This is a genomic window from Mycobacterium sp. TH-M11 (genome assembly GCF_057473725.1).
In genome coordinates this window covers 1-23241 of record NZ_JBYCLD010000322.1, presented here as the reverse complement: position 1 = coordinate 23241, position 23241 = coordinate 1, and the positions used below count along the sequence as shown (strand labels likewise).

Below are 23241 nucleotides of genomic sequence, written 5' to 3'. Positions count from 1 at the left end.
TGGCCGCCGTGGTTCGCGACGGCGAGGCGGCGCGCCGCCACCTGCTGGAAGCCAACCTGCGACTGGTCGTGTCGCTGGCCAAGCGCTACACCGGTCGCGGGATGCCGCTGCTGGACCTCATCCAGGAGGGCAACCTGGGCCTGATCCGCGCGATGGAAAAGTTCGACTACGCAAAGGGATTCAAGTTCTCCACGTACGCAACGTGGTGGATCCGCCAGGCGATCACCCGCGGCATGGCCGACCAGAGCCGCACCATCCGGCTGCCGGTTCACCTGGTCGAGCAGGTGAACAAGCTGGCCCGCATCAAGCGCGAGATGCATCAGAACCTCGGCCGCGAAGCGACGGACGAGGAACTGGCCGAAGAGTCCGGCATTCCCGTCGAGAAGATCAACGACTTGCTGGAGCACAGCCGGGATCCGGTGAGCCTGGACATGCCGGTCGGGTCGGAAGAAGAAGCGCCGCTGGGCGATTTCATCGAAGACGCCGAAGCCATGTCGGCGGAGAACTCGGTCATCGCCGAACTGCTGCACACCGACATTCGCAGCGTGCTCGCCACGCTCGACGAGCGGGAGCAGCAGGTGATCCGGCTGCGCTTCGGACTCGACGACGGGCAGCCCCGCACGCTCGACCAGATTGGCAAGCTGTTCGGGCTGTCCCGCGAGCGGGTTCGCCAGATCGAGCGCGAGGTGATGGCCAAGCTGCGCAACGGGGAGCGGGCCGACCGACTCCGGTCCTACGCGAGCTGACAACTCACGCCAGCATCGGCACGTATGCCCGCCGCAGCCGTGGCGGGCATACTGCCGTCTGGGAGTGTTAGCGAACCATTGACGCAGCTGGGCAAGTAGACTCGCCCGCAATGGAGGGTGCGGAATGAACGACCTAGTTGATACCACCGAGATGTACCTACGGACCATTTACGACCTCGAGGAAGAGGGCGTTACTCCGTTGCGTGCCCGCATCGCCGAACGGCTGGACCAGAGCGGGCCCACGGTCAGTCAGACCGTGTCGCGGATGGAGCGCGACGGGCTGCTGCATGTCGCCGGTGACCGCCACCTCGAGCTGACCGAAAAGGGCCGCACGTTGGCCGTTTCCGTGATGCGCAAACACCGTCTGGCCGAACGACTTCTGGTCGACGTCATCGGTGTGCCATGGGAAGAGGTCCACGCCGAAGCGTGTCGCTGGGAGCACGTCATGAGTGACGACGTCGAGCGCCGCCTGATGAAGGTGCTGAACAACCCGACCACGTCTCCGTTCGGCAACCCCATCCCCGGGCTCATCGATTTGGGTATCGGCGACGACTTCGGCGCCGAGGATGCCAACATGGTGCGCTTGACGGAGCTTCCCGCCGGCCCGCCCGTCGCAGTGGTGGTGCGCCAGCTCACCGAGCACGTGCAGGGCGACATCGACCTGATCACCCGCCTCAAGGACGCCGGCGTCGTTCCCAACGCCCGCGTGACCGTCGAATCGAACCCATCAGGCGGCGTGACCATCGTCATCCCCGGCCATGAGGACGTCGGTCTGCCGCATGAAATGGCGCACGCGGTCAAGGTCGAAAAGGTCTAGCCGGCCGGCGCTCACACCGCACGCCGCCGAGGCGTCTGCCGCGGGGGAAGCCGCACGCCGAGTCGCTCGGCCAGCCGATATCCGGTGACCGCCAATTCGCGGATGTGCTCGGGCCGCAGACCCGACTGCAGCGCGGTGTCGAGCATGCCGGCCATCCGATGCCCCGGCTCGCTCCGCAGGGCCGCCTCCAGCGACACCCCGGCCAGCGGTCCGTCGCCGCGGGCATAGGCGCTGAACGCGAGCAGCACCAGCGCCTCGACCCGCCACGGCGCGGGCAGTGTCCGCGCCAGCATTGCCCACAGCGATTCGGCGTCTCCGGCGCTGTGGCCGACGGCCAAGGCGTACAACGTGTCCCGCACCTCGACGTCGGCCAGCGCACACGCCAGGCCGGCAATGTCGGAGTCGGCGAGTGGTCGTCCGTCGGCGACTCCCGCGGCGGCCGCCATCGCGGCTTCGACATCGCGGCGGGCGCAGGAGGCCGGGTCTTCGCGATGCGTCTTGTCACGCAGCGCGGCCCGCTCGGCGATCAGAGCGGTGAGCGACGCGCTGCGGGCCCCGTCGAGCGTGATCACCGCCTGCAGGTCGGCCCGCCGCGCATAAAGCCGACGCCCGTCCAGCACGGCGGCGGCAGCCAGTGGCGACGCGGACGGGTCGTCGACGACACCACCTGCGCCGCAACCGTCCACACAGTGCCACCGCCCCCCGGCGGCCACCCGGTCGACGACATGTACGGCCCACAGCACGATGTCGTGTCGGCTGAGTTCTTCGGTCAGCGACGCGCACAGGTCACGGTAGTGGTCGTTGCACATCGGGCAGCGGGCCCCGTCGGCGTCGACGATCACCACGATGGCGGCCTCGGGTCCAGCGGCCGCGGCGACGTCGGCGACATGAGCGACCTGGTCGGCGACCGCGTCGGACAGATCGACGCGTATCACCGACCCGAGTTCGCCGTCGTCGATCGACAACACCACCAGCGATTTCTCGGGCACAAAGCCCAACACCGCCGGAAGCGCGGCGATCACCGCGCCGGGCCGATTCAGTTCAAAGTCGCTTCGCTGCTTGGTCATGGCAACGACGGTGGCAACCAACACCGTCATTTCGGGGGCGGCGCGGCCCGCCAGAGCGCCCTGCTGTGCACAAAGTCGCAACTGTGCATGCGCCATGTTGTTCTCGTGTAGACCGCTGTTTTCGACGCGCGTTCGTCACGATGACGGCCGCGCGGAACGCCTATCAACGCTGCGCGAATCGGGTATGCCGTGGAATACCGCCCGCGATGACGGCGTTTTGGAAGATAGGAGAAAGCGGGGTCACTATCCGCTGCTCGGCAATCTGAGGGACACTATCTGACACGGCGTGCGATACATGCCGTGGCTAGGAGGCAGAAGCGATGGGCGATCACGAGCCCCCCGACACCCCTGACCGGGACAAGCAGTACCAACTCGAGCAGAACGGCATGTACGAGCTCGAATTCCCGGCGCCACAATTGTCGCTGTCCGACGGGCGCGGCCCGGTCCTGGTGCACGCCCTGGAAGGGTTCTCCGATGCCGGCCACGCGATCAAGCTGGCCGCCAGCCACCTCAAAGACACCCTGGACACCGAATTGGTGGCGTCATTCGCGATCGACGAGTTGCTCGACTACCGGTCGCGGCGCCCGCTGATGACGTTCAAGACCGACCATTTCACCCATTATGAAGACCCCCAGCTCAGCCTTTACGCCATGCACGACAGCGTCGGTACGCCGTTCCTGCTGCTGGCCGGGATGGAACCGGATTTGAAGTGGGAGCGCTTCATCACCGCCGTCCGGTTGTTGGCTGAGCGCCTCGGTGTCCGGCAGACCATTGGGCTGGGCGCCATCCCGATGGCGGTTCCGCACACCCGGCCGATCACGTTGACCGCCCATTCCAACAAACGCGAGCTGATCGCGGACTTCACGCCGTGGATTTCGGAGGTGCAGGTTCCAGGAAGCGCATCGAATCTGCTGGAGTACCGGATGGCCCAGCACGGGCACGAAGTGGTCGGCTACACCGTCCATGTCCCCCACTACCTGGCGCAGACGGACTACCCGGCCGCCGCGCAGGCCCTGCTGGAGCAGGTGTCGAAGACCGCGGCGCTGCAGTTGCCGCTCACCGCGCTCACCGAGGCGGCTGGGGAGATCAAACTCAAGGTGGACGAGCAGGTCGAGGCCAGTTCGGATGTCGCTCAAGTGGTGGCAGCGCTGGAGCGCCAGTACGATGCCTTCATTGCTGCGCAGGAAAATCGGTCGCTGCTAACGCGCGAACAAGACCTGCCCAGCGGTGATGAACTCGGTGCGGAGTTCGAGCGTTTCCTTGCACAGCAGGCCGATAAAAGGTTCGACAACGACGATCCGACCTGATCGCCGTCGGCGGGTTACGACCCGACCGTGCGCCGCATGGGCGGCCCCTATGACCAGGAGTGGCCCGTGTATCCCAGCCCGACAGCGAAGTTGGCGATATGACTGATCTGCTAGGGCGCAGGCCAACCCTTCGCTCGGTGCGCGAGGTTACCCCGCAGCTCCAGTTCCGCACGGTGCACGGTTACCGGCGGGCATTCCGCGTCGCGGGCTCGGGCCCGGTGATCCTGTTGATCCACGGCATCGGCGACAACTCCACCACGTGGTCGATGGTGCAATCCATACTCGCGCAGCGGTTCACCGTGATCGCCGTCGACCTGCTGGGCCACGGCGAATCAGACAAGCCACGGGCCGACTATTCAGTTGCGGCCTACGCCAACGGAATGCGCGACCTGATGTCCGTTCTGGACATCGAGCGGGCCACCGTGATCGGCCATTCGCTCGGTGGCGGCGTCGCGATGCAATTCGCCTACCAGTTCCCCCATCTGGTCGAGCGATTGGTGTTGGTCGGCGCCGGCGGAGTGACCAAGGACGTGAACATTCTGTTGCGGGTGGCCTCCTTGCCCTTGGGCAGCGAAGCACTGGCGCTGCTGCGGCTGCCGTTGGTTCTGCCGACCCTCCAGTTGTTCGGTCGAGCGGCGGGAAAGGTGTTGGGCTCCACCGCGATCGGTCACGACCTGCCCGATGTTCTGCGGATCCTGGAAGGCCTGCCCGAACCGATGGCCTCAGCGGCGTTCACCCGGTCGCTGCGCGCGGTGGTCGACTGGCGCGGCCAGAGCGTGACCATGCTCGATCGATGTTATTTGACCCAATCCGTTCCGGTACAGATTATTTGGGGCAACGACGACGTCGTGGTTCCGGTCAGCCACGCCCACATGGCTCACGCCGCGATGCCCGGCTCCCAGATCGAGATTTTCGAGCACTCCGGACATTTCCCGTTCCACGACGACCCGGACCGTTTCATCGCAGTCGTCGAACGCTTCATCGACACCACTGCGCCGGCCGACTACGACCAGACCGCGCTTCGCGAGCTGCTCCGCAGCGGTGGCGGCGCACAGACCGTCTCCGGGCCACACGACACCCGGGTCGCGGTGCTGGAGGCCATGGGCTCCGACGAACGCAGCGCCACCTGATCGCTACGTCGCGGTGACGCGGGTACCGTCGTCCTGATGGGCGTCGACGTCACGGTGTTGCGGGTATTCACCGATGCGGGCGGGAATTTCGGCAATCCACTCGGCGTGGTCGACGCCGCGACACTCGAACCGGATCAGCATCAGCGTATTGCCCACGAATTAGGTTACAGCGAAACAATTTTCGTCAATCTCCCGGTTGCCGGCAGCAGCACTGCGCGGGCGCGCATCTACACCCCGGCCACCGAGTTGGCGTTCGCCGGGCATCCGACGGTCGGGGCGTCCTGGTGGCTGAGATCCGTTGGCACGCCGATTCACACGCTGCAGGCGCCAGTCGGGTTGGTGCAGGTCAACTATGACGGCGACATCACCACGATCAGTGCCCGCTCGGACTGGTCGCCGGAGTTCGCTATTCACGATCTGGGCGGCGTCGACGAACTGGCCGCCGCCGACCCCGCCGACTACTCCGACGACGTGGCGCACTACCTGTGGGCCTGGGTCGACGAGACCGCGGGATCACTACGCTCGCGGATGTTTGCCCCGAATCTCGGTGTGGCAGAGGATGAGGCGACGGGTTCGGCCGCTGTCCGGATCACCGATTACCTCAGCCGCGACCTACGCATTTGTCAGGGCAAGGGATCGATCCTCGAGACCACCTGGAGTTCGCGGGGGTGGGTGCAGGTTGGCGGTCGTGTCGTCAATGACGGCGTGCGGCACCTGCCTTAACCGCCTCAGCCCGTTACCGCATCGCGCTGAGCCATGCGTAACAGCAACTGGCCCTCGCGTCAGGTTGTGCGATGCAGCACCGCCGAAAGATGATGCTGCAATGGCTGGCCCACCGCCCCCATCTGCACCGAGTAGGTGAGTTCGTCGCCGTCCACCCGCAGGCGACGTGCCAGCGACGTCACTTCCTTGGCGGTCGGGGCCACGCCGACATCCGTCGTCGCCACCTCCAGTTCGACCGCGGACCCGTCGACCACGTATCTGCCGACCTCGATCTCGGTGATGCCGCTCGGATGCGCCAGAACCAGTTCGACGTCGTTGTGTCGCGGTACCCGGAGGTAGCCGGTTTCGGCATGTAGCGGTGAACCGTCGACTGCGCTCTTGGTTTTTTGCCCGTAGATCAGAAACGGCTTGCCCACATGGGAAAACGTGACTTCTTCGAGGTAGTCGAACGGCTCGATGGTGGGGTATTCACCGGATCCGCGGCCCCGCCACGTGCCCAGCAGCGCAGCCAGTGCTTGCAGGTTGGGATGCAGGTCGGGCACCATCGGGTCAGCCTAGCTAAGCGGCGTGAACGTCGGGGCTGCGGACGTGCTCGGGCCGGAAACCTCGTCCGACGATGATCGGCGGGATGAACTGCAGCGGTCCCCGGCCGATGATCTTCGGAACTCGAATCGGCGACAGGTCGCCGGCCAGGTTCGGTTCGATGACGTTGTTTTGTACGAGAACTTGACCGGCCTGGATGATCCTGGCCGGAAGCTCGCGCCGCCGCTGCACCTTGGCGAGATCTGCATCGGTCAACCGGTTTTCGCGTAGTGGGCCGCAGAGGATGTTGGCCGCGCCCACCGCATCCGCGACCGCGAGGTTGATGCCGACCCCGCCGACCGGGGACATCGCGTGCGCCGCGTCGCCGATACACAGCAGCCCTTTACGCCACCAGGTTGTCAGCCGATCCACCCGCACATCGAGTTGGCTGGTCTGGTCCCAGGAGTGCAAGTCGTTGACGTGCTGCGCCAGATTGGGCTGCACGGCGACCAGTCGCTCCTTGAACGCCTCCAGCGATCCGTCTCGGGGGTTTTCACCCTTGGGCATGAGGTACGCAATTTGCCAGTAGTCGCCCCGGTAGATCATCGCCATCATCAGGCCCTTGCGAACCACCCCGACAGGTTCCCGAGGGTCACCGGGGCGCCAATTCAACCGGAACCACAGCACGTCTATCGACGAATTCGAACTCCCGACCTGCAACCCGGCCGCGGCGCGCACCGCGGATTTGCGGCCGTCCGCGCCGATAACCAGATCGGAGCGCACCTCCAGATCGGGAGTGCGGACGCCCACGACACGATCCCCATCGACCATCAAGCCGGTCACCTCCGCGTTCCGGATCAGCGTGAACTCCGAATAGGCACTGCACTTTTCGGCGAGGAAGTCGAGGAAATCCCACTGCGGCATCAGCGCGATGTAAGGCTGTCTGAAGCCGAGCCGTGCGAGCGCCCGGAAGTTGCCGAAGGTTCGCAGTGTCCCATCGGTATCGAAAGCGAGCCGATCGACTTTGGTGTGCGGCAGACGCAGGAATTCGTTGATCAGCCCCAGCTCGTCCATGACGCGCAAAGTGCTGGGATGCACGGTGTCGCCACGGAAGTCGCGCAGGAAGTCACTGTGTTTCTCCAAGACCGTCACGTTGATCCCGGCCCGGGCCAGGAGTAGCGCGTGCACCATGCCCGCGGGGCCGCCGCCGGCAACACAGACCTGGGTTCGCACGACTCGCGTCATGGACCGACACTACGACAACTGGTCAACCCGACGTGGGCACCTTACGGTGGGCCCGCAGCGCTTTGATCTCGCGCTCGAAATCCTCTGCAGACTCGAAAGACCGGTAGACCGAGGCGAATCGCAGGTAAGCCACTTCGTCGAGTTGACGCAGTGGCCCGAGGATGGCGAGGCCGACCTCATTACTGGGAACTTCCGGCGAGCCGGCCGCGCGCACGGCGTCTTCAACCTGCTGCGCCAACAGGTTGAGCGCATCGTCGTCTACCTGGCGGCCCTGACATGCGCGGCGCACCCCGCGCATCACTTTCTCCCGGCTGAACGGCTCGGTCACGCCGCTGCGCTTGACGACTGCCAGCACCGCATTTTCCACCGTCGTGAATCGCCGTCCACATTCTGGACACGATCGGCGACGTCGGATCGCCTGTCCTTCATCGGTTTCACGGGAGTCAACCACTCGCGAATCCGGATGTCGACAGAACGGACAATGCATGGCCGCTCCTTCGCCGCGCTGACTTCGGGTGTCCCGAACCCCCATGAGCCTACCTGCGCTCCGGGGCGCGGACCTAGCATCACCGGGTGTCGCGGCTGGTACGCGACTCATCCCACCGGTGCGATCAGCGTCTGGCCGGCCGTCACCGCAGAGGACTTGAGCTCGTTGAGTTCGCGAATGCGCGCCGCGACGTCACCGGCCGGCACATCCGGCGCCACCCGGGCAGCCAGACGTTGCAGTGTCTCCCCCGGTTCGACCCGGACCACCGCGAGCCGGTCAGGCATGTGCACCGCGGCCTTCTCGGGTCCGCCATGCAACATCCCACTGAAGTGGGCGACGAATCCCAACCACACCGTGATAGCCGCGGCGACTAACGCAAGCGCCACCGTGGTCGCCGGGGTGATGGGTCGCGGCCGGTGCGGGGCACTCGACAGCAACACGCCGGTGCCGCGATAGCGCGGCGGCGCCGCAACGGGCCTGGATTGCCGCGGACCTCGGGATCCCGGCCCGCTACCGCGGCCGGCCGGACGTACCTGGGCCGGGCGAACCCGGGGCGGCGCGGTCGGTGAGATCGTTTCGATGTGCATCATGTGCGTTCCTCCAGTCGGCTCGTGGTCGATCACGTGTTCGAAGAGTAATCGATAGTGTGTTCGAAAAGCGAACATGTGATCGAACTGTTGCACATGCCGATGACGGTAAGCCAGGCCACCGACAACTCTCTCGGCACTGCGCGGGTCCTGGCTGCGACATGCCTCGAACACATGTTTGATATCTAGGCAAAATATCGCTACATTCGTCCATATGAGCGACAGTGATACTCCGGATACCGCATCTCAACGGGCGCCGCGATCAGCCGATTCGGGCCTGACGGCGCGCCAACGGACCATCCTGGACGTCATCCGCGCGTCGGTGACCACCCGTGGATATCCGCCGAGTATTCGGGAGATCGGTGACGCAGTCGGACTGACGTCGACATCTTCGGTTGCTCACCAATTGCGCACGCTGGAGAAAAAGGGTTTTCTGCGCCGCGACCCCAATCGCCCGCGCGCGGTCGACGTCCGTTCGGCCGACGAGCTGACCAAGCCGTCGGTGCTCACCGACGTCGCCGGGTCGGACGCGCTGCCGGAGCCGACGTTCGTCCCCGTGCTGGGTCGCATTGCCGCCGGTGGCCCGATTCTGGCCGAGGAAGCGATCGAAGACGTCTTTCCGTTGCCGCGCGAACTCGTCGGCGAAGGTTCGCTCTTCTTGCTCAAGGTGGTCGGTGAATCGATGATCGACGCTGCCATCTGCGACGGCGACTGGGTGGTGATCCGTCAGCAAAACGTTGCCGACAACGGCGACATCGTGGCGGCGATGATCGATGGAGAAGCCACCGTCAAGACCTTCAAACGAACGGGCAACCAGGTTTGGCTGATGCCGCATAACCCGGCTTTTGACCCGATCCCGGGCAACGATGCCGCGGTGCTCGGCAAGGTCGTCACGGTCATCCGCAAGATCTGACGCGGCGCGAGCCGGTGCCCTAGCCGGCCTTGTGAAAGCCGTTTACCTTGGCGATTTCCTCGCTAGCGAACCAGATTTCGGCCGGGGTGTCGTCGTAAAGCCCGTTGTCGGGCATGTAGTAGAGACCCGAGCTGGCGTTGGCCTTGACGGGATAGCCCTCCGGCACCCGGTAAGGGTCATCCATCGGAAGGTGAATTGCCAACTGCCCGGACATGACTCGCGCTATCGGCACGGCTGTCGTCTCTTGCGAGTCGTCGCCGTAGGCGTCAGCCGCCGCGTGCCGTCCGACCCGGGCCTCACGCCCCACCGGAATTCCGGTCGGGTGGGTGTCGACATTGTCGGGATCCTGGGCGAACTGCGCGTCGGCCTGGTTGAACTCGTCGACGTGGTCGAACTCACCGAAGTCGGAATACTCGTCGTGCCGATCGGTGTCCTCGCCGAGCAACTCCTCCACCAGACTCTCGTGATCGGGTGGCATCCACGCACTGGCGGGCTGTCTGGGCAGGCGGACGGTCCGTGGACGCGGCGGCCGGTACTCCTCGTCCGGGCCGGTGACCGCCAAGTCGGAATCGACCTCCGGGGACCATTGCGAAACCGCTTCGGTGGCGGCCTCGTCACCGGAGTCGTTCCCGCGGCCCGCACCATCGCGTCTGGCCGCACGACGCCGACCCGACCATCCCACCACAAGTGTCAGGAGGCCGACCAACAGCAGCGCGCCCACACCGGCCAGCAACCACCGCCAATGGGCGGGCAGCCACCCCCCCGCGGTATCAGGCCTGGCCGCATCCGCCCGCGTGGTTTCGCCTGGTATCGCCAGACCGGACAGCGCCGATGCCAGGTTCGTCGGCTCCGTGGTGAAGATGTTCTTCGTCTTGTTCCAAGCGATCTGGCCGCCGGTGAATTTCTGTGTGACGACATCGCCGGCGACGGTCTGATCGCCGACCGGCGCGCCCAGTCTGCCGGTCGCGCCCAGCAGCTTGTCCCACGCGGCTTTGACAGCCCCGCGTACCACATACGCACCATGGTCGGACGTCCAGAAGATCACTGGTTTGTCGTCGGCGGAGAACGCGCTGACCTTACTGGCCGGTTTCAGACCCCCGTCGGCTTCGTTGGCGATCGGGAAGCCCAGGCCACTATTGACCGGCCCGCCGAGCGCCTCGTACTTGGCCAGAATGTCGGTCTCGACGGCGTTCGCGCCGGTGTTGGGGCTGAAAAAGACCGTCCCGCCCGCGAAGTTTTGGGCCAGTCCGTCGCTGCCGACCGGATACTGGTCGCCCTGCTTGGCGCCCAGCGGACCGGACACGCCGCCGGCAGCCCGCCACGCCGTGTTGATGTCCGCCGTCGGATCGACCGGCACCTGCAGGCCGGCGAGTTGACCGGCCAGGTCCGACGGAACGGTGGTGAAAACCTTTGTCAGCCGATTCCAGGACACCTTGCCGCCGCTGAACGCCTGGGTCGCGAGTTCACCGTCGTAGGTCTCATCCCCGGTCGGAACGCCGAGGGCGCCGCCGGAACTGCCCAGCCTGTCCCAGGCCGCGTTGATCGCGCCGCGCACAACGAACGCGCCGTGATCGGCGGTCCAGTAGATGAGCGGCTTGTCGCTTGCCGAAAACGTACTGACCCGGCTGTCGGGCCCGGCCAACCCGCGTACCTCGTTGGCGGTCGGAAAGCCCAGGTCGGACGCCGCAGGCCCACCCAGAGCCTCGTACTTTTCCAGGATGGCGCCCATCATCGACCGTGGACCCGTCGCCGGCGTGAAGAACATCTTCCCGTTCACGAAGTCCTGGGCAAACCCTTGGCCGACCACGTAGCAGTCGCCCTGTTTGGCGCCCAGGTCCGAGGTGTCGCCGCCGGCCTCTTTCCACGCGGCGGTGATCGCATTGTCGGCGTCGCCAATGGGCGATGCGTTCGCGAGGGGCACCTGCAGCACCATGAACGTGAATGCCGCGGTCAACGCCACCAGACCCCGCGCTGAACGCGCGAGGACATCCAGCCGTCTTCGCTGCCTTCTCATCCCGCCCTCCCGCGGTCGCCCAGCCCGAATTCTTGGACCCCATGCGGTCCGCCCGATGGGCCGCCACGACTCTGTTGCGGGCGACGACACGTGGGAAATCATATGCAGACCCTACGGAATGGTCATCGCGTCGATGCAGAATTACCCTTCGCAGCGCGCAATTGCATCGAATTCCGCTCCGACACCATCGCGACGTTGTGCGCTGAGATGCCGAGAAGCCACTCGCGAAGCTGCGGTCTGCGGTGGGCCATCGACCACATCGTGGCTGCCCGATGAATTTCACAGCCGCGGTCCCACCATCCTCACTCCGGCCGAAATATCAGCGCCGGCTCAGAACCTGTTCATCGCAGGCGGATGAGCCTATTCCCGGGAAATCCGGAGGCTAGACACCCAGGCTGCGGCCGATGATCTCCTTCATGATTTCGGTGGTACCGCCGTAGATGGTCTGCACCCGAGCATCGAGATACGCACGCGCAACCGGATATTCGCGCATGAAGCCATAGCCGCCGTGCAGCTGCAGGCAACGGTCGATCAGGTACACCTGCTTCTCGGTGGCGTACCACTTGGCCATTGCCGCCTGTTCGACGGTGAGCTTCTCTTCGAGGTGCAGGGCGATGAACTCGTCCACCATCACCCGCACCACTGTGGCTTCGGTGGCCAATTCGGCGAGCAGGAATCGGCTGTTCTGGAAACTGCCGATGGGCTTGCCGAAGGCTTTGCGCTCCTTGGTGTATTGCAGCGTCTGCTCCAACACCTGCTCCATCGCGGCGGCGGCCATGATGGCGATCGAGATCCGCTCCTGCGGGAGGTTTTGCATGAGGTAGATGAAACCGTGGCCCTCACTCCCCAGCAGGTTCTCGACGGGCACCTCGACGTCGGAGAAGGACAGCTCAGCGGTGTCCTGAGCATCCAGACCGATCTTGTCCAGGTGGCGTCCGCGCTCGAACCCTTTCATCCCGCGCTCGACCGCCAGTAGCGAGAAGCCTTGTGCGCCTTTGTCGGGATCGGTCTGAGCGACAACAATCACCAAATCCGAGTTGATGCCGTTGGTGATGAAGGTCTTTGAGCCGTTGAGAACATAATGGTCGCCCTTTTTGACGGCGCGAGTCTTGATGCCCTGCAAGTCACTGCCGGTGCCCGGTTCGGTCATCGCGATGGCGGTGATCAGTTCGCCGCTGCAGAATTTCGGCAGCCAACGCTGCTTCTGCTCCTCGTTGGCCAGGCTCAGCAGGTACGGCGCCACGATGTCGTTGTGCAGGCCGAATCCGATGCCGCTGTAACGACCGTAGGTGGTTTCCTCGGTGATGATCGTGTTGTAGCGGAAATCGGAATTGCCGCCGCCGCCGTACTCCTCGGGAATGGACATCCCCAAAAAGCCCTGCTTGCCGGCCTCCAGCCATACCCCGCGGTCGACGATCTTGTCCTTCTCCCACTCGTCGTGATAGGGAGCCACGTGCCGTTCGAGGAATGACCGGTATGACTCGCGGAACAGATCGTGTTCGGGCTCGAACAGCGTGCGCTGGTATTTGACGGCGCTACCCATGAGATGACCTCCGGCAGGTTGGGAATACTGCCGCCCAAGATATACCAACCGGATGGTTGGTAGGTCAGGGCACCGGTCTCGGCATACTCTGAGCACGGTGGACGAGACGATCCTGGTGCAGGAACTCGGACAGCTACTCGAGTTCTCCTACACCGACATGCTTTGTTATGCCGGGCCGCTTTCGCGGGTCGGTGTGGCCAGCGCGCTCAAGCTACTGCAGCGGGCCTTTGCCGCCTCGTCCCCCAATCACCCGCCACAACGTCGATCGATCGTCATTCGCGCAGCGTTCGACGAACCGGGAATCCGCGACGGAATCGAGGCCGTCAGTCGCGCGGTGACCGACGGCCGCTACAGCATTGATCCGGGATTGGCACGGCCGGATCGGGGACGAACATTGCAGGGCTTCGTTTTTCAAGCCACGATTAATGGCCGTACCACCACGCTGCTGATGCGCCGCGGTTTCATTACTGACGAATTCCTCGAACTGACCACCAAACCTGAGCGCGATCGGGCCGACAGCTGGCGACTGGACGAGCTCAACATTGAGCTCGCGCGCCAAATCCTGGCCGCGTCCGCCGAGGACGTCTACGAATTGGCGTAATGATCCGACACATCGGGCGGCGACCTCTGAAAAACCGCTGAGCCTTACCGAATGTTCCCTCGTTACACACTCGTGCGGCCTTCAGCGACCGAAAAAGCTTCAGCCAGCATCGATAGTCTATTGACATTAGTCAAGAAGTTTCCCGGCAATGTTCTTTACGCGCATAAGCCTTCGGGGTACCTTAAATCCTACTGAGAAGTTCAGGTGTCCACACGGGCGGGACGGCGGGTCGCGGTAATACTCGGGGGAACAGAAGCGCCGGAGCGGGGGGCTCCGGCGCTTTCTGCTATCTGCCAAGACCTTTCAGTCGGCTGAGAATTCACGCAGGGCCGCGGCCAACGCAACCGGGACACGCGCTTTGATGCGGGTTCCGTCGTTGCTGTGCTCGGTCTCCTGAATACGGCCGTCGGCATGCATGCGTGAGACCAAATCGCCACGGTCGTATGGGATCACGACGTCCACCGCGGTGTCGGTCGGCGCCGCCAGGTCAGCCATCCGCCGGCGCAGCGCGTCGACGCCCTCCCCCGTCGCGGCCGAGACGAACACCGCCCCGGGCAACGCGCGACGCAGCTTGGCCAGCCCCAAGTCGGTTGCGGCGTCGATCTTGTTGACCACGATCAGCTCCGGCGCCGGACCGCTGTGATGGTCGGCGAACACGTCCGACACCACCTGACGTACCGCGCTGATCTGCGCCAGCGGGTTCACGTCTGAGCCGTCGACGACGTGTACCAGCAGGTCGGCGTCGACAACTTCCTCCAGCGTCGAGCGGAACGCCTCCACCAACTGCGTCGGCAGATGCCGCACGAAGCCGACCGTGTCGCTGATGACGAACGCCCTGCCATCGTCGAATTGTCCACGGCGGGTAGTGGGTTCAAGCGTTGCGAACAGCGCGTCCTGCACCAGTACCCCCGCACCGGTCAGCGCGTTGAGCAGACTGGACTTACCCGCGTTGGTATAGCCGACGATCGCGATCGAGGGCGCCTCGCTGCTTCGCCGGCGACTGCGCTGGGTATCGCGGACCTGCTTCATGTCCTTGATCTCGCGGCGCAGCTTGGACATTCGCTCGCGGATCCGGCGCCGGTCGGTCTCGATCTTGGTTTCACCAGGCCCGCGGGTGCCCACACCGCCGCCGCTGCCGCCCGCGCCACCGCCTTGGCGTGACATCGACTCACCCCAGCCACGCAGCCGCGGCAACATGTACTCCATCTGCGCCAGCGACACCTGCGCTTTGCCTTCCCGGCTGGTGGCGTGTTGGGCGAAAATGTCCAGGATCAGCGCGGTGCGGTCGATAACCTTGACCTTGACGGCCTTCTCCAGGGCGTTGAGCTGCGCCGGGGACAGTTCACCGTCGCAAATCACGGTGTCGGCACCGGTGGCCAGCACCACGTCACGCAGTTCGGCTGCCTTGCCCGACCCGATGTAGGTCGAGGGATCAGGCTTGCTGCGCCGCTGGACCATGCCCTCGAGCACCTCGGATCCCGCGGTTTCGGCCAGCGCGGCCAGTTCGGCGAGGCTGGCGTCAGCGTCGGCGGCGCTGCCGTCGGTCCACACGCCGACCAGCACCACCCGCTCGAGTCGCAGCTGGCGGTACTCGACCTCGGAGACGTCGGTGAGCTCGGTGGACAGTCCGGCAACACGGCGTAGCGCCGCGCGGTCGTCGAGCGCGAGATCACCGGTGCTGGGGGTCGCAGGAAGGTCGGGATAGGTCATACCCACCACTGCTCGCTGAATTCGCCGCGGGCCACCAACACCGACGGCCCGCGTAGGTAGCTGGTGGCCTCGGTGACCGTCACGACGACATCACCCCCGGGCACCCGCACGGTCAGGGTGCCGGTAGTCGCGCCGCGATGCGACAGCGCCGCGACGGCTGCGGCGACGGTTCCCGTTCCGCAGGAGCGGGTTTCGCCCACGCCGCGCTCGTGCACCCGCATGGTCACCGTGCCGTCGTCGGGGGCCGTGAGAATCTCTACATTGACCCCGTCGGGAAATTGGTCGTGGTCGAAACTGACCGGGGCCGCGACGTCCAGCTCCGCGAGCGCCGCGGTTGTCAGCGCGGAGTCAACGCATGCCAGGTGCGGATTGCCCACATCGACGGCCAGCCCGTTGAACATCCGGCCCCCGACAACGGCTTGCCCGGGCCCCAGCCGATTGGCCTTGCCCATGTCGACCCGGACATCGGCGCGGGTGGCGTCCACGTGGTGCATGATGACCGGCCGCGGCCCGGCCAGGGAGCCGACGACAAACTCGTCGCGGGTTTCCAGCCCGCTGGCTCGTAGGTAATGCGCGTACACCCGAACGCCGTTGCCGCACATCTGCGCGATCGACCCGTCGGCATTTCGGTAGTCCATGTACCAGTCCTCGGCGCGGAGCCCGTCGGGCATCCGATCGAACACGCCCGCAGCCAGTGCCGCTTTCGCGGTAGTGACCCGCAGCACGCCGTCGCCGCCCAGGCCGCGGCGCCTGTCGCACAAGGCCGACACCACGTCCGGGGTCAGCGCCAGCGCGGCGTCGAGGTCATGCAGCACGACGAAGTCGTTCTCGGTGCCATGGCCTTTGGCGAATTGGATCACCTGCTCAGGATACGTGGCGCCACACCCTCAGCGCCGCGTCGGCGTTACCGTCGGCGGTGGCATCCAGCCAACGGATCCGGTGGTCGCGACGAAACCAGGACCGCTGTCGTCGCACGTAGCGGCGAGTGCCGACGAATGTCGGCGCTCTGGCGCCGTCGCCGTCGCCGCCGGCGTCGAGATCCTCGAGAACCTGCGCGTACCCCAACGCTCGTGACGCGGTCACACCGTCACGCAGTCCGCGCCCGAGCAGACCCATCACCTCAGCGACCAGACCGTGTTCGAACATCGCATCGGTGCGTTGAGCCAGCCGCTCGTCGAGAAGCGCTGTGTCGCAATCTAATCCGATGATAACCGCGTCCCAGCGCGGTGCGCCGATCACCGGCGCCGACGCGGCGAACGGCTGGCCGGTCAGCTCGACGACCTCCAGCGCGCGCACGATGCGGCGGCCGTCGGTAGCCAGTATCGAGACCGCGGCGGCCGGATCCCGGTGGGCCAGCTCGGCGTGCAGCGCGCGGGTGCCGACCTCGGCGAGCCGTTCTTCCCATTTGGCCCGCACCGCGGGGTCGGTCGCCGGGAACGACCAGTCATCGAGTAGCGATTGGACGTACAGCATCGACCCGCCCACCAGGACGGGAACGTTGCCGCGCGCGGCGATCGCCTCGATGTCGGCGGCGGCGTCGCACTGATAGCGCGCGACGGTGGCGGTGGCTGTGACGTCGAGGACGTCGAGTTGGTGGTGCGGGATGCCGCGGCGCAGGGAGACGGGCAGTTTGGCGGTGCCGATGTCCATGCCGCAGTAGAACTGCATCGCGTCGGCGTTGACGATCTCCGCCTGTCCGCCGAGCCGGTCCGCAACGTCAAGGGCCAGTTGCGATTTGCCTGTCCCGGTCGGCCCGACGATGGCCAGCGGCCTCACGGCTGCCAGACGCCGGCGAAATACCCGACGCCGAAGGGCGACGCGCGGCAGAGCTCCTTGGCCGACCGTGGCACCGGCTCCGCCAGACCGGCCAGCACACCGAACGCGACCCGCCCACCGACCCGCGCGGGCAAGCGGGTCAGCGCGGCGACGTCGCCGCCGGCCAACGCGTCGTCCAGGGCACGCTGCATGTCGACGTCGTCGGGCCGGTAACCGCCGGGCGCTGCCGGCGTCAGGGTGTTGGCGCCGTCGGCGACCACCAGCACCCCGGTCGGCTCGCTCGACCGGTCGATCTCGGCACACAGCCGCCGGCCGATTTCTACCGCGGCCGGGGTGTCGTGGCCCTCGGCGTAGACCCGAACCTGAGCGACCGCATCCGGCTGAGCCAGGGCTCTCGTCCAACCGCCGATCAGCGCACACAGCGGCATCGGGATCGGCGGACCGTCGGCCTGCGGCGACAACCGCACGCCCACGTCGGCGCCGTAACCCGCGAACGTGCCAACACTCGCGGGGCCGACGACACCGTCCGCGGCGCCCACCCCGACGATGATCCAGCGCGGCGGCAGCGCAGTGGCGGCAGCGATGGTGGCCGCCCGTAACTCCGCGACCTCGTCGGCGGCCGCACCGGCCAGCTCGGGGATCAGCACCGGAGCCGACGGAATGATCGCGATGGCGCCTAGCACGCGATCAAACTAGCGGGTCGACGCCGTTGCGGCGAACGCGTCGGTGTGCGCTTCGACCGTCGCGGCCTCGCCGCGGGCGAGCGCCGCGGTGGCAATCACCATCACCGCCACCGCGACCCCGACCACGAACACCGTCTCGTCGCCGGAACGCACGGTCTCCCCCAACACGAAAATGCCCAACAACGCGCCCACCGTCGGCTTGGCCACCGTCATCGTCGGCATCGAGGCGTTGAGCGGGCCGCGTCGATACGCCGACTGCTGGAACACCATCCCGGCGGCGGCGGCCCCGATGCAGGCGTAGAGCTCAGGAGCGGCCAAGACCGCGAGGATGCCGCCCGCGGCGGCGTCGACCGCACCTTTCACCAGCACGGCGAACAACGCCAGCGATGCACCCGAGATCGCGGCCAGCAACACCGCGGCGACCACCCCATCCGGCCAGAGCCGTGCTCCAAGCAGACACAGCGCAACCAGCGGACCCGCGATGGCGACAACCACCAACCAGATGTGCAGCGGCGCGCGCGAATGTCCGGCCACTGGGTGTCCGACGGTGACGATGACGGCCAGCGCGGTGGCCAATACCGCCGCCCAACACCACTCCCACCGGCTCACACGGACTCCGGTCATCCGGGCGTAAAGGGGTAGCGCGAAAAGCAGGGCTGTCACTTGCAGCCCGGTCACCAATATCACCGAGCCGAAACTGAGCGCCGCGGCCTGCAGTCCGTAGTTGGCAACGGCCGCGACCGCTCCGAGCCGCCAAGACCGATTGCGCCACGACAGAAAAAACAACCTGAGATAGCCGACGCGACCCTCGGTGACCTCGTGCGCGGACCGTTGCCGCGCAACATTACCGAGTGCTGATGCGTACGCAGCCGCCAGCGCGAGTAACCCCGCGAGCTCCGCCTTCGGCACGCTTAACCCTCCTCGCCCGATTTGTACCCCGCCACGGTACTGATGTGGGCTGTGAAAACCTCGTCGCTAGCGACTCGACGGCTCCTGCTCGGCTACAACGACGTCTCGTCCGCTGCCCGCCGCCATGGTCGCCGCCTCGCCGCGGGCCAATGCTATCGTCGCCACGATCACCAGCACCCCGGCGCCGAGAAGTGTCAACCCCCTCGCACCGTCGGCGTTCAACGTCTCGCTGAGCACCACAACCCCGAGCACGGCCGCGACCAGCGGCTTCGTCACCGTCACCGCCGGTAGCGATGCGGTCAATGCGCCGGCGCGAAATGCCGACTGCTGGAAGATCATTCCCGCCAGCGCCGCCGGCAGCAGACAATAGAGCTCGGGGGCGCGCAGCACTGCGCCAAACCCACCCGACGCCGCCCCAACGGCACCTTTGGTCAGCACGGCGAACAGCGCCAGCGACGACCCAGCCACTACTGCCAACAGGACGGGCGCCAGCGTCCCGCCGGCCCAGATCCGGGCGCCCAGAACGCACAACACCAACATCGGGCCCAGCACCGCGGCCACCGCGAGCCAGCTCACGGTCGACCCGCGCGCGACCCCCGCGCCGGGGTCGCCGACCGCCACCAACACCGCGAGCGACCCGGCCAGCAACACCGCCCAGGTCCACTCCCAGCGGGTCACCCGGTGGTGGGCCAGGCGGGCGTAAATCGGCAGCGCGAACAGCAGCGAGGTCACCTGCAAGGCCGTCACCAACATCACCGAGCCCAACGCGAGCGCGGCGGCCTGCAGGCTGTAATTGGCGACAGCTCCCAGGCCACCGATCCACCAGCGTGCGTCACGCAGCGACAAGCGGAACAGTTCGAGGTGGCCGACGTCGGCGTCGGTGACCTCCTGAGCAGAACGCTGACGAATGACGTCGCCGACCGCGGATGCCAAAGCGGCGCACAGCGCGATCAGCGCCGCCAAATCCGCTTTCGACATGGTTCACCGCCCCTTGTTCCTGAGTTTACCCACCAGCCTAGGGGCGAGCAGCGAATCATCGCCGGTAACACGTCTTCACCTGCCCCATATCGGCCCGGCCGAAGCCACTGCGCCGCCAACTCGGAACGCTGCACTGGCCAAGCTGCTTCAATACTGGTGGGGTACGGACCTGCGTATCTCGTTTCGACGGCGCCGCTACGCGCGGCAGGTGTGCGGCCAATAACCGCGCGAAGGGTAGGTAACGGCAGTTGATGACGTCCGACGAGCGACACGAAGTACCGCGGCCGGGCCCGCGGCCAGGCCCCAAGCCGACCCCACGCCCCCCGGCGCACCCGGTGGTGTCAGCGCCGGTCAGCGACCCACACAAGTTCGGTCGGGTAGACGATGACGGAACGGTGTGGCTGATCACCGCGGCAGGCGAGCGTGTCGTGGGTTCCTGGCAAGCGGGTGACACCGAAGCGGCGTTCGCCCACTTCGGGCGGCGATTCGATGACCTGAGCACCGAGATCACCCTGCTCGAAGAGCGGCTGGCCGCCGGTACCGGCGATGCGCGCAAGGTCAAAGCCACGGCTGCCGCGCTGGCCGAGACGTTGCCGAGCGCCAACGTCCTCGGCGACGTCGATGCGCTGGCTCGCCGTCTCGCCGGCATCGCCGAGCACGCCAGTGCGGCCGCAGCCGCCGCCCGCGCTCTTCGTGACGAGCATCGGGCCGCGGCGACCGCACGCAAAGATGCCTTGGCAGCCGAGGCGGAGGAGCTGGCCAACACCTCGACGCAATGGAAAGTCGCAGGCGACCGACTGCGCACAATTCTCGAGGAATGGAAAACGATCACCGGGCTGGACCGCAAGACCGACGACGCGCTGTGGAAGCGCTATTCGGCAGCGCGGGAAACCTTCAACCGGCGGCGCGGATCACATTTCGCGGAGTTGGACCGAGGCCGGGTCGGGGCCCGCGAGGCCAAGGAGAAGCTCTGCGTGCGGGCCGAAGCGCTTGTCGACTCCACCGACTGGGGCGCCACCAGCGCGGAATTTCGCAAACTCCTCGACGATTGGAAAGCCGCCGGCCGCGCCGCCCGCGACGTCGACGACGCGCTGTGGGCCCGCTTCAAGGGCGCGCAGGACACCTTCTTCAAGGCCCGCAACGCCGCGACCGCCGAGCGGGATGCCGAATTCAACGCCAACGCCACCGCCAAAGAGGCGCTGCTGGCTGAGGCGGAGAAGATCGACATGAGCAACCAGAAGGCGGCCACCGCGGCACTACGGGCCATCGGCGAGAAATGGGACGCGATCGGCAAGGTTCCCCGGGAAAAATCGGCCGACCTCGAGCGGCGCTTGCGCGCGGTCGAGAAGAAGGTCCGTGACGCCACCGAGCCCTCGGGACCCGACCCCGAGGCGCAGGCCCGGGCCGACCAGTTCCGCGAACGCGCAGAACAGTACGAACGCCAGGCGCAGAAGGCTGAAGCAGCGGGCCGCGGCAAGGAGGCCGACGAAGCCAAGGCCAACGCCGACCAGTGGCGGCAGTGGGCTGATGCGGCAGCCGCTGCGCTGACTCGCCGCCGCTAGCTCGAGCCTGACGTGCCGTTGGGCTCGGGCGGCTGGGGGTTATCGAGACTCTCCAACAGCGTTCGCGCCTGCCGCCGCGCAGCGGCCTGACGGCGTTGTTCCTCAGCGGCGAGTTGCACGATCGTGCGCGACCACACCACCCGCGCCCAGTGGAACGTCAGCACCATGATCGCGATCCAGGCCACGATCAGCCCGATGCCGGGACCCGGGTGCCCGGACGCCACCGTCTGCCGCGACCAGATCGCCAGCAGCCCGGCGACGCTGGCCACCGCGGAGCCGGCCAGCGCAACCCAAGCCAGTGCCCAGCGCCGGGTCAGTAGCGCAAGCATCGAGAAACCGATGCCGAAAATCAGTGTCAACCAACTGAATACACGTGACGGCAAGGCTATCGCCGCTTTGCCGGCACCGTGGGTGGAGAACAGCACATCCCACCCGCGCACATCGCCGGCGTGCGGCAAAACGAACGATCCGATGAGCACGAACACCAAGATGGCGACAACCAAGGCCCGTGCACCCGGGTCGATTTCGCCGGCGATCCGCCGCTCGGCCGCCTCGATGTCATCACGGAAGGCGTCGAATTCCGCCCCGTTGCCGCTCATCGCGCGCACCCCACCGGCTCTGCTGTGGCGGCGGGCTGTCCTACCGTGGGCATACCCAGACTCAATGGTCTCCGACGTTGACCGGCGGCCTCTGCGTCGCCGGCGCGGGTGCGGCGGTGGCTCAGGACGTCGCCGTCGGCGATGAGGTGATGTGGAGCCGCGCGGGTGATCGTCGTGGTGACGACGTCGCCTGGGCGCACCGACTGCTCGCCCGGCGTGAAATGCACCAGCCGCCCGTCGCGCGCGCGCCCACTCATCCGTGCGGTGCTGCTGTCTTTGCGGCCTTCTCCGGTGGCCACCAGTAACTCGACGGTCCGGCCGATCTGGTTGCGGTTTTCCTCCAGCGCGATCTGGTCCTGCAGCGCTATCAGTCGGTCATAGCGTTCCTGCACGACGACTTTGGGTACTTGATCGTCGAGTTCGGCCGCGGGGGTACCGGGGCGCTTGGAGTACTGGAAGGTGAAGGCGTTGGCGAAGCGGGCCTGCTGTACCACATCGAGAGTGGCAGCGAAGTCTTCTTCGGTTTCGCCGGGGAACCCGACGATCAGGTCGGTGGTGATCGCGGCGTGCGGCATCGCCGCACGCACCCGGTCGATGATGCCGAGGTAGCGCTCGGCACGATACGACCTGCGCATAGCGCGCAGTATCCGGTCCGAACCGGATTGCAGCGGCATGTGCAGCGCCGGGCAGACGTTGGGCGTCTGGGCCATGGCGTCGATGACGTCGTCGGTGAACTCGGCCGGATGCGGCGAGGTGAACCGCACCCGCTCCAACCCGTCGATGCGTCCGCACGCGGTCAGCAGTTCGGCGAACGCGCCACGGTTGCGCGGTATTTGCGGATCGGCGAACGACACCCCGTAGGCATTGACGTTCTGACCGAGCAGCGTGACTTCCAGGACGCCGTCGGCGACCAGCGAGCGCACCTCGGCCAGGATGTCGTCGGGCCTGCGGTCCAGTTCTTTGCCCCGCAGGGACGGGACGATGCAGAACGTGCAGCTGTTGTTGCAGCCCACCGAGATGGAAACCCATGCGGCGTATGCAGATTCACGAGCTGCCGGCAGGGCAGACGGGAACTGCTGCAGCGCCTCTTTGATTTCGACCTGCGCGACCCGGTTGTGCCGGGCTCGTTCGAGCAGCGTGGGCAGCGACCCGATGTTGTGGGTGCCGAACACGACGTCGACCCACGGCGCCTTGCGCAGCACGTCGTCTTTGTCCTTCTGAGCCAGACATCCGCCGACCGCGATCTGGAAGTCAGGGTTGCTGCGCTTACGCGGGGCCAGGTGGCTGATGTTTCCGTACAGCTTGTTGTCGGCGTTTTCGCG

Annotated in this window: 23 protein-coding genes; 8 read left to right on the top strand and 15 right to left on the bottom strand. The window is 66.3% G+C overall.

What is annotated here, in order from left to right:
- Positions 1 to 746, top strand: a 746-nt coding sequence (sigB, locus tag AC2VOG_RS13190; RefSeq protein WP_486940345.1) for an RNA polymerase sigma factor SigB, incomplete at its 5' end; no start/stop codon positions are given.
- 124 nt (positions 747 to 870) lie between these two features.
- On the top strand, positions 871 to 1563 hold the full coding sequence (locus tag AC2VOG_RS13185; protein ID WP_486940344.1) for an iron-dependent transcriptional repressor DtxR: 693 nt from the start codon (positions 871 to 873) through the stop codon (positions 1561 to 1563).
- A gap of 11 nt (positions 1564 to 1574) precedes the next feature.
- Here AC2VOG_RS13185 and AC2VOG_RS13180 read toward each other — a convergent pair whose 3' ends face one another.
- Positions 1575 to 2630: a DUF4192 domain-containing protein gene (locus tag AC2VOG_RS13180; RefSeq protein ID WP_486940343.1), complete on the bottom strand. Its 1056-nt coding sequence runs from the start codon at positions 2628 to 2630 to the stop codon at positions 1575 to 1577.
- A gap of 320 nt (positions 2631 to 2950) precedes the next feature.
- Between AC2VOG_RS13180 and AC2VOG_RS13175 the strand changes: the two genes are divergently transcribed.
- The 3 genes from AC2VOG_RS13175 (at position 2951) to AC2VOG_RS13165 (ending at position 5790) form a co-directional block, all read left to right on the top strand.
- Complete coding sequence (locus AC2VOG_RS13175; RefSeq protein WP_486940342.1) at positions 2951 to 3937, top strand: proteasome assembly chaperone family protein; 987 nt, start codon at positions 2951 to 2953, stop codon at positions 3935 to 3937.
- Between the two features lie 98 nt (positions 3938 to 4035).
- Positions 4036 to 5067 carry an alpha/beta fold hydrolase gene (locus tag AC2VOG_RS13170; protein WP_486940341.1) on the top strand — a complete coding sequence of 344 codons (1032 nt, stop codon included), beginning with the start codon at positions 4036 to 4038 and terminating at the stop codon, positions 5065 to 5067.
- Between the two features lie 36 nt (positions 5068 to 5103).
- Positions 5104 to 5790: a PhzF family phenazine biosynthesis protein gene (locus tag AC2VOG_RS13165; RefSeq protein ID WP_486940340.1), complete on the top strand. Its 687-nt coding sequence runs from the start codon at positions 5104 to 5106 to the stop codon at positions 5788 to 5790.
- A 59-nt stretch (positions 5791 to 5849) separates the two neighbouring features.
- On the opposite strand, the gene AC2VOG_RS13160 is transcribed toward AC2VOG_RS13165, so the two are convergent.
- The 4 genes from AC2VOG_RS13160 to AC2VOG_RS13145 form a co-directional block, all read right to left on the bottom strand.
- Positions 5850 to 6335 (bottom strand): peroxynitrite isomerase, encoded by a 486-nt coding sequence (locus AC2VOG_RS13160; protein WP_486940339.1) that lies wholly within the window; start codon positions 6333 to 6335, stop codon positions 5850 to 5852.
- A gap of 13 nt (positions 6336 to 6348) precedes the next feature.
- On the bottom strand, positions 6349 to 7557 hold the full coding sequence (locus AC2VOG_RS13155) for an FAD-dependent oxidoreductase (RefSeq protein ID WP_486940338.1): 1209 nt from the start codon (positions 7555 to 7557) through the stop codon (positions 6349 to 6351).
- Between the two features lie 22 nt (positions 7558 to 7579).
- Positions 7580 to 8044 (bottom strand): transcriptional regulator NrdR, encoded by a 465-nt coding sequence (nrdR, locus tag AC2VOG_RS13150; protein ID WP_486940337.1) that lies wholly within the window; start codon positions 8042 to 8044, stop codon positions 7580 to 7582.
- Between the two features lie 107 nt (positions 8045 to 8151).
- Positions 8152 to 8634, bottom strand: a complete 483-nt coding sequence (locus AC2VOG_RS13145; protein ID WP_486940336.1) for a LysM peptidoglycan-binding domain-containing protein — start codon at positions 8632 to 8634, stop codon at positions 8152 to 8154.
- Positions 8635 to 8845: 211 nt separating this feature from the next.
- On the opposite strand from AC2VOG_RS13145, the gene lexA reads away from it, so the two are divergent.
- On the top strand, positions 8846 to 9544 hold the full coding sequence (gene lexA, locus AC2VOG_RS13140) for a transcriptional repressor LexA (protein WP_486940335.1): 699 nt from the start codon (positions 8846 to 8848) through the stop codon (positions 9542 to 9544).
- A gap of 19 nt (positions 9545 to 9563) precedes the next feature.
- On the opposite strand, the gene AC2VOG_RS13135 is transcribed toward lexA, so the two are convergent.
- Both AC2VOG_RS13135 and AC2VOG_RS13130 read right to left on the bottom strand, forming a co-directional pair.
- Positions 9564 to 11558, bottom strand: coding sequence for an LGFP repeat-containing protein (locus AC2VOG_RS13135; RefSeq protein ID WP_486940334.1), 1995 nt, complete (start codon positions 11556 to 11558; stop codon positions 9564 to 9566).
- Positions 11559 to 11940: 382 nt separating this feature from the next.
- Positions 11941 to 13101 carry an acyl-CoA dehydrogenase family protein gene (locus tag AC2VOG_RS13130; protein ID WP_486940333.1) on the bottom strand — a complete coding sequence of 387 codons (1161 nt, stop codon included), beginning with the start codon at positions 13099 to 13101 and terminating at the stop codon, positions 11941 to 11943.
- A gap of 97 nt (positions 13102 to 13198) precedes the next feature.
- Here AC2VOG_RS13130 and AC2VOG_RS13125 point away from each other — a divergent pair, with 97 nt between their 5' ends.
- Entirely contained in the window at positions 13199 to 13702 is a 504-nt protein-coding gene (locus tag AC2VOG_RS13125; protein WP_486940332.1) for a hypothetical protein, read from the top strand.
- Positions 13703 to 14005: 303 nt separating this feature from the next.
- Here the strand turns inward: AC2VOG_RS13125 and hflX are convergent, their stop codons facing one another.
- The 6 genes from hflX to AC2VOG_RS13095 all read right to left on the bottom strand — a co-directional run bounded on the left by hflX (position 14006) and on the right by AC2VOG_RS13095 (position 19758).
- Complete coding sequence (gene hflX, locus AC2VOG_RS13120) at positions 14006 to 15412, bottom strand: GTPase HflX (RefSeq protein WP_486940331.1); 1407 nt, start codon at positions 15410 to 15412, stop codon at positions 14006 to 14008.
- Positions 15409 to 16269 carry a diaminopimelate epimerase gene (dapF, locus tag AC2VOG_RS13115; RefSeq protein ID WP_486940346.1) on the bottom strand — a complete coding sequence of 287 codons (861 nt, stop codon included), beginning with the start codon at positions 16267 to 16269 and terminating at the stop codon, positions 15409 to 15411. Before dapF ends, hflX begins: the two co-directional genes overlap by 4 nt.
- Before the next feature lie 7 nt (positions 16270 to 16276).
- Positions 16277 to 17188, bottom strand: a complete 912-nt coding sequence (gene miaA / locus AC2VOG_RS13110; protein WP_486940330.1) for a tRNA (adenosine(37)-N6)-dimethylallyltransferase MiaA — start codon at positions 17186 to 17188, stop codon at positions 16277 to 16279.
- Positions 17185 to 17871 carry a class III extradiol ring-cleavage dioxygenase family protein gene (locus AC2VOG_RS13105; RefSeq protein WP_486940329.1) on the bottom strand — a complete coding sequence of 229 codons (687 nt, stop codon included), beginning with the start codon at positions 17869 to 17871 and terminating at the stop codon, positions 17185 to 17187. The genes miaA and AC2VOG_RS13105 overlap by 4 nt, the downstream gene beginning before the upstream one ends.
- Positions 17872 to 17880: 9 nt before the next feature.
- Positions 17881 to 18780 (bottom strand): DMT family transporter, encoded by a 900-nt coding sequence (locus AC2VOG_RS13100; protein ID WP_486940328.1) that lies wholly within the window; start codon positions 18778 to 18780, stop codon positions 17881 to 17883.
- A 66-nt stretch (positions 18781 to 18846) separates the two neighbouring features.
- Entirely contained in the window at positions 18847 to 19758 is a 912-nt protein-coding gene (locus AC2VOG_RS13095) for a DMT family transporter (protein ID WP_486940327.1), read from the bottom strand.
- A 251-nt stretch (positions 19759 to 20009) separates the two neighbouring features.
- On the opposite strand from AC2VOG_RS13095, the gene AC2VOG_RS13090 reads away from it, so the two are divergent.
- On the top strand, positions 20010 to 21320 hold the full coding sequence (locus tag AC2VOG_RS13090; RefSeq protein ID WP_486940326.1) for a DUF349 domain-containing protein: 1311 nt from the start codon (positions 20010 to 20012) through the stop codon (positions 21318 to 21320).
- Here AC2VOG_RS13090 and AC2VOG_RS13085 read toward each other — a convergent pair.
- Positions 21317 to 21919 (bottom strand): Rv2732c family membrane protein, encoded by a 603-nt coding sequence (locus AC2VOG_RS13085; RefSeq protein ID WP_486940325.1) that lies wholly within the window; start codon positions 21917 to 21919, stop codon positions 21317 to 21319. The two genes, AC2VOG_RS13090 and AC2VOG_RS13085, sit on opposite strands and share 4 nt — an antisense overlap.
- On the bottom strand, positions 21916 to 23241 hold a 1326-nt coding region (miaB, locus tag AC2VOG_RS13080; protein ID WP_486940324.1), incomplete at its 5' end, for a tRNA (N6-isopentenyl adenosine(37)-C2)-methylthiotransferase MiaB. The genes AC2VOG_RS13085 and miaB, both read right to left, overlap by 4 nt.

Bases quoted from the DNA above. Each gene is read 5' to 3' on its own strand.
- AC2VOG_RS13185 (WP_486940344.1), top strand. From the start codon at position 871: ATGAACGACCTAGTTGATACCACCGAGATGTACCTACGGACCATTTAC.
- AC2VOG_RS13180 (WP_486940343.1), bottom strand. From the start codon at position 2,630: ATGACCAAGCAGCGAAGCGACTTTGAACTGAATCGGCCCGGCGCGGTG.
- AC2VOG_RS13175 (WP_486940342.1), top strand. From the start codon at position 2,951: ATGGGCGATCACGAGCCCCCCGACACCCCTGACCGGGACAAGCAGTAC.
- AC2VOG_RS13170 (WP_486940341.1), top strand. From the start codon at position 4,036: ATGACTGATCTGCTAGGGCGCAGGCCAACCCTTCGCTCGGTGCGCGAG.
- AC2VOG_RS13165 (WP_486940340.1), top strand. From the start codon at position 5,104: ATGGGCGTCGACGTCACGGTGTTGCGGGTATTCACCGATGCGGGCGGG.
- AC2VOG_RS13160 (WP_486940339.1), bottom strand. From the start codon at position 6,335: ATGGTGCCCGACCTGCATCCCAACCTGCAAGCACTGGCTGCGCTGCTG.
- AC2VOG_RS13155 (WP_486940338.1), bottom strand. From the start codon at position 7,557: ATGACGCGAGTCGTGCGAACCCAGGTCTGTGTTGCCGGCGGCGGCCCC.
- nrdR (WP_486940337.1), bottom strand. From the start codon at position 8,044: ATGCATTGTCCGTTCTGTCGACATCCGGATTCGCGAGTGGTTGACTCC.
- AC2VOG_RS13145 (WP_486940336.1), bottom strand. From the start codon at position 8,634: ATGATGCACATCGAAACGATCTCACCGACCGCGCCGCCCCGGGTTCGC.
- lexA (WP_486940335.1), top strand. From the start codon at position 8,846: ATGAGCGACAGTGATACTCCGGATACCGCATCTCAACGGGCGCCGCGA.
- AC2VOG_RS13135 (WP_486940334.1), bottom strand. From the start codon at position 11,558: ATGAGAAGGCAGCGAAGACGGCTGGATGTCCTCGCGCGTTCAGCGCGG.
- AC2VOG_RS13130 (WP_486940333.1), bottom strand. From the start codon at position 13,101: ATGGGTAGCGCCGTCAAATACCAGCGCACGCTGTTCGAGCCCGAACAC.
- hflX (WP_486940331.1), bottom strand. From the start codon at position 15,412: ATGACCTATCCCGACCTTCCTGCGACCCCCAGCACCGGTGATCTCGCG.
- AC2VOG_RS13095 (WP_486940327.1), bottom strand. From the start codon at position 19,758: ATGTCGAAAGCGGATTTGGCGGCGCTGATCGCGCTGTGCGCCGCTTTG.
- AC2VOG_RS13090 (WP_486940326.1), top strand. From the start codon at position 20,010: ATGACGTCCGACGAGCGACACGAAGTACCGCGGCCGGGCCCGCGGCCA.
- AC2VOG_RS13085 (WP_486940325.1), bottom strand. From the start codon at position 21,919: ATGAGCGGCAACGGGGCGGAATTCGACGCCTTCCGTGATGACATCGAG.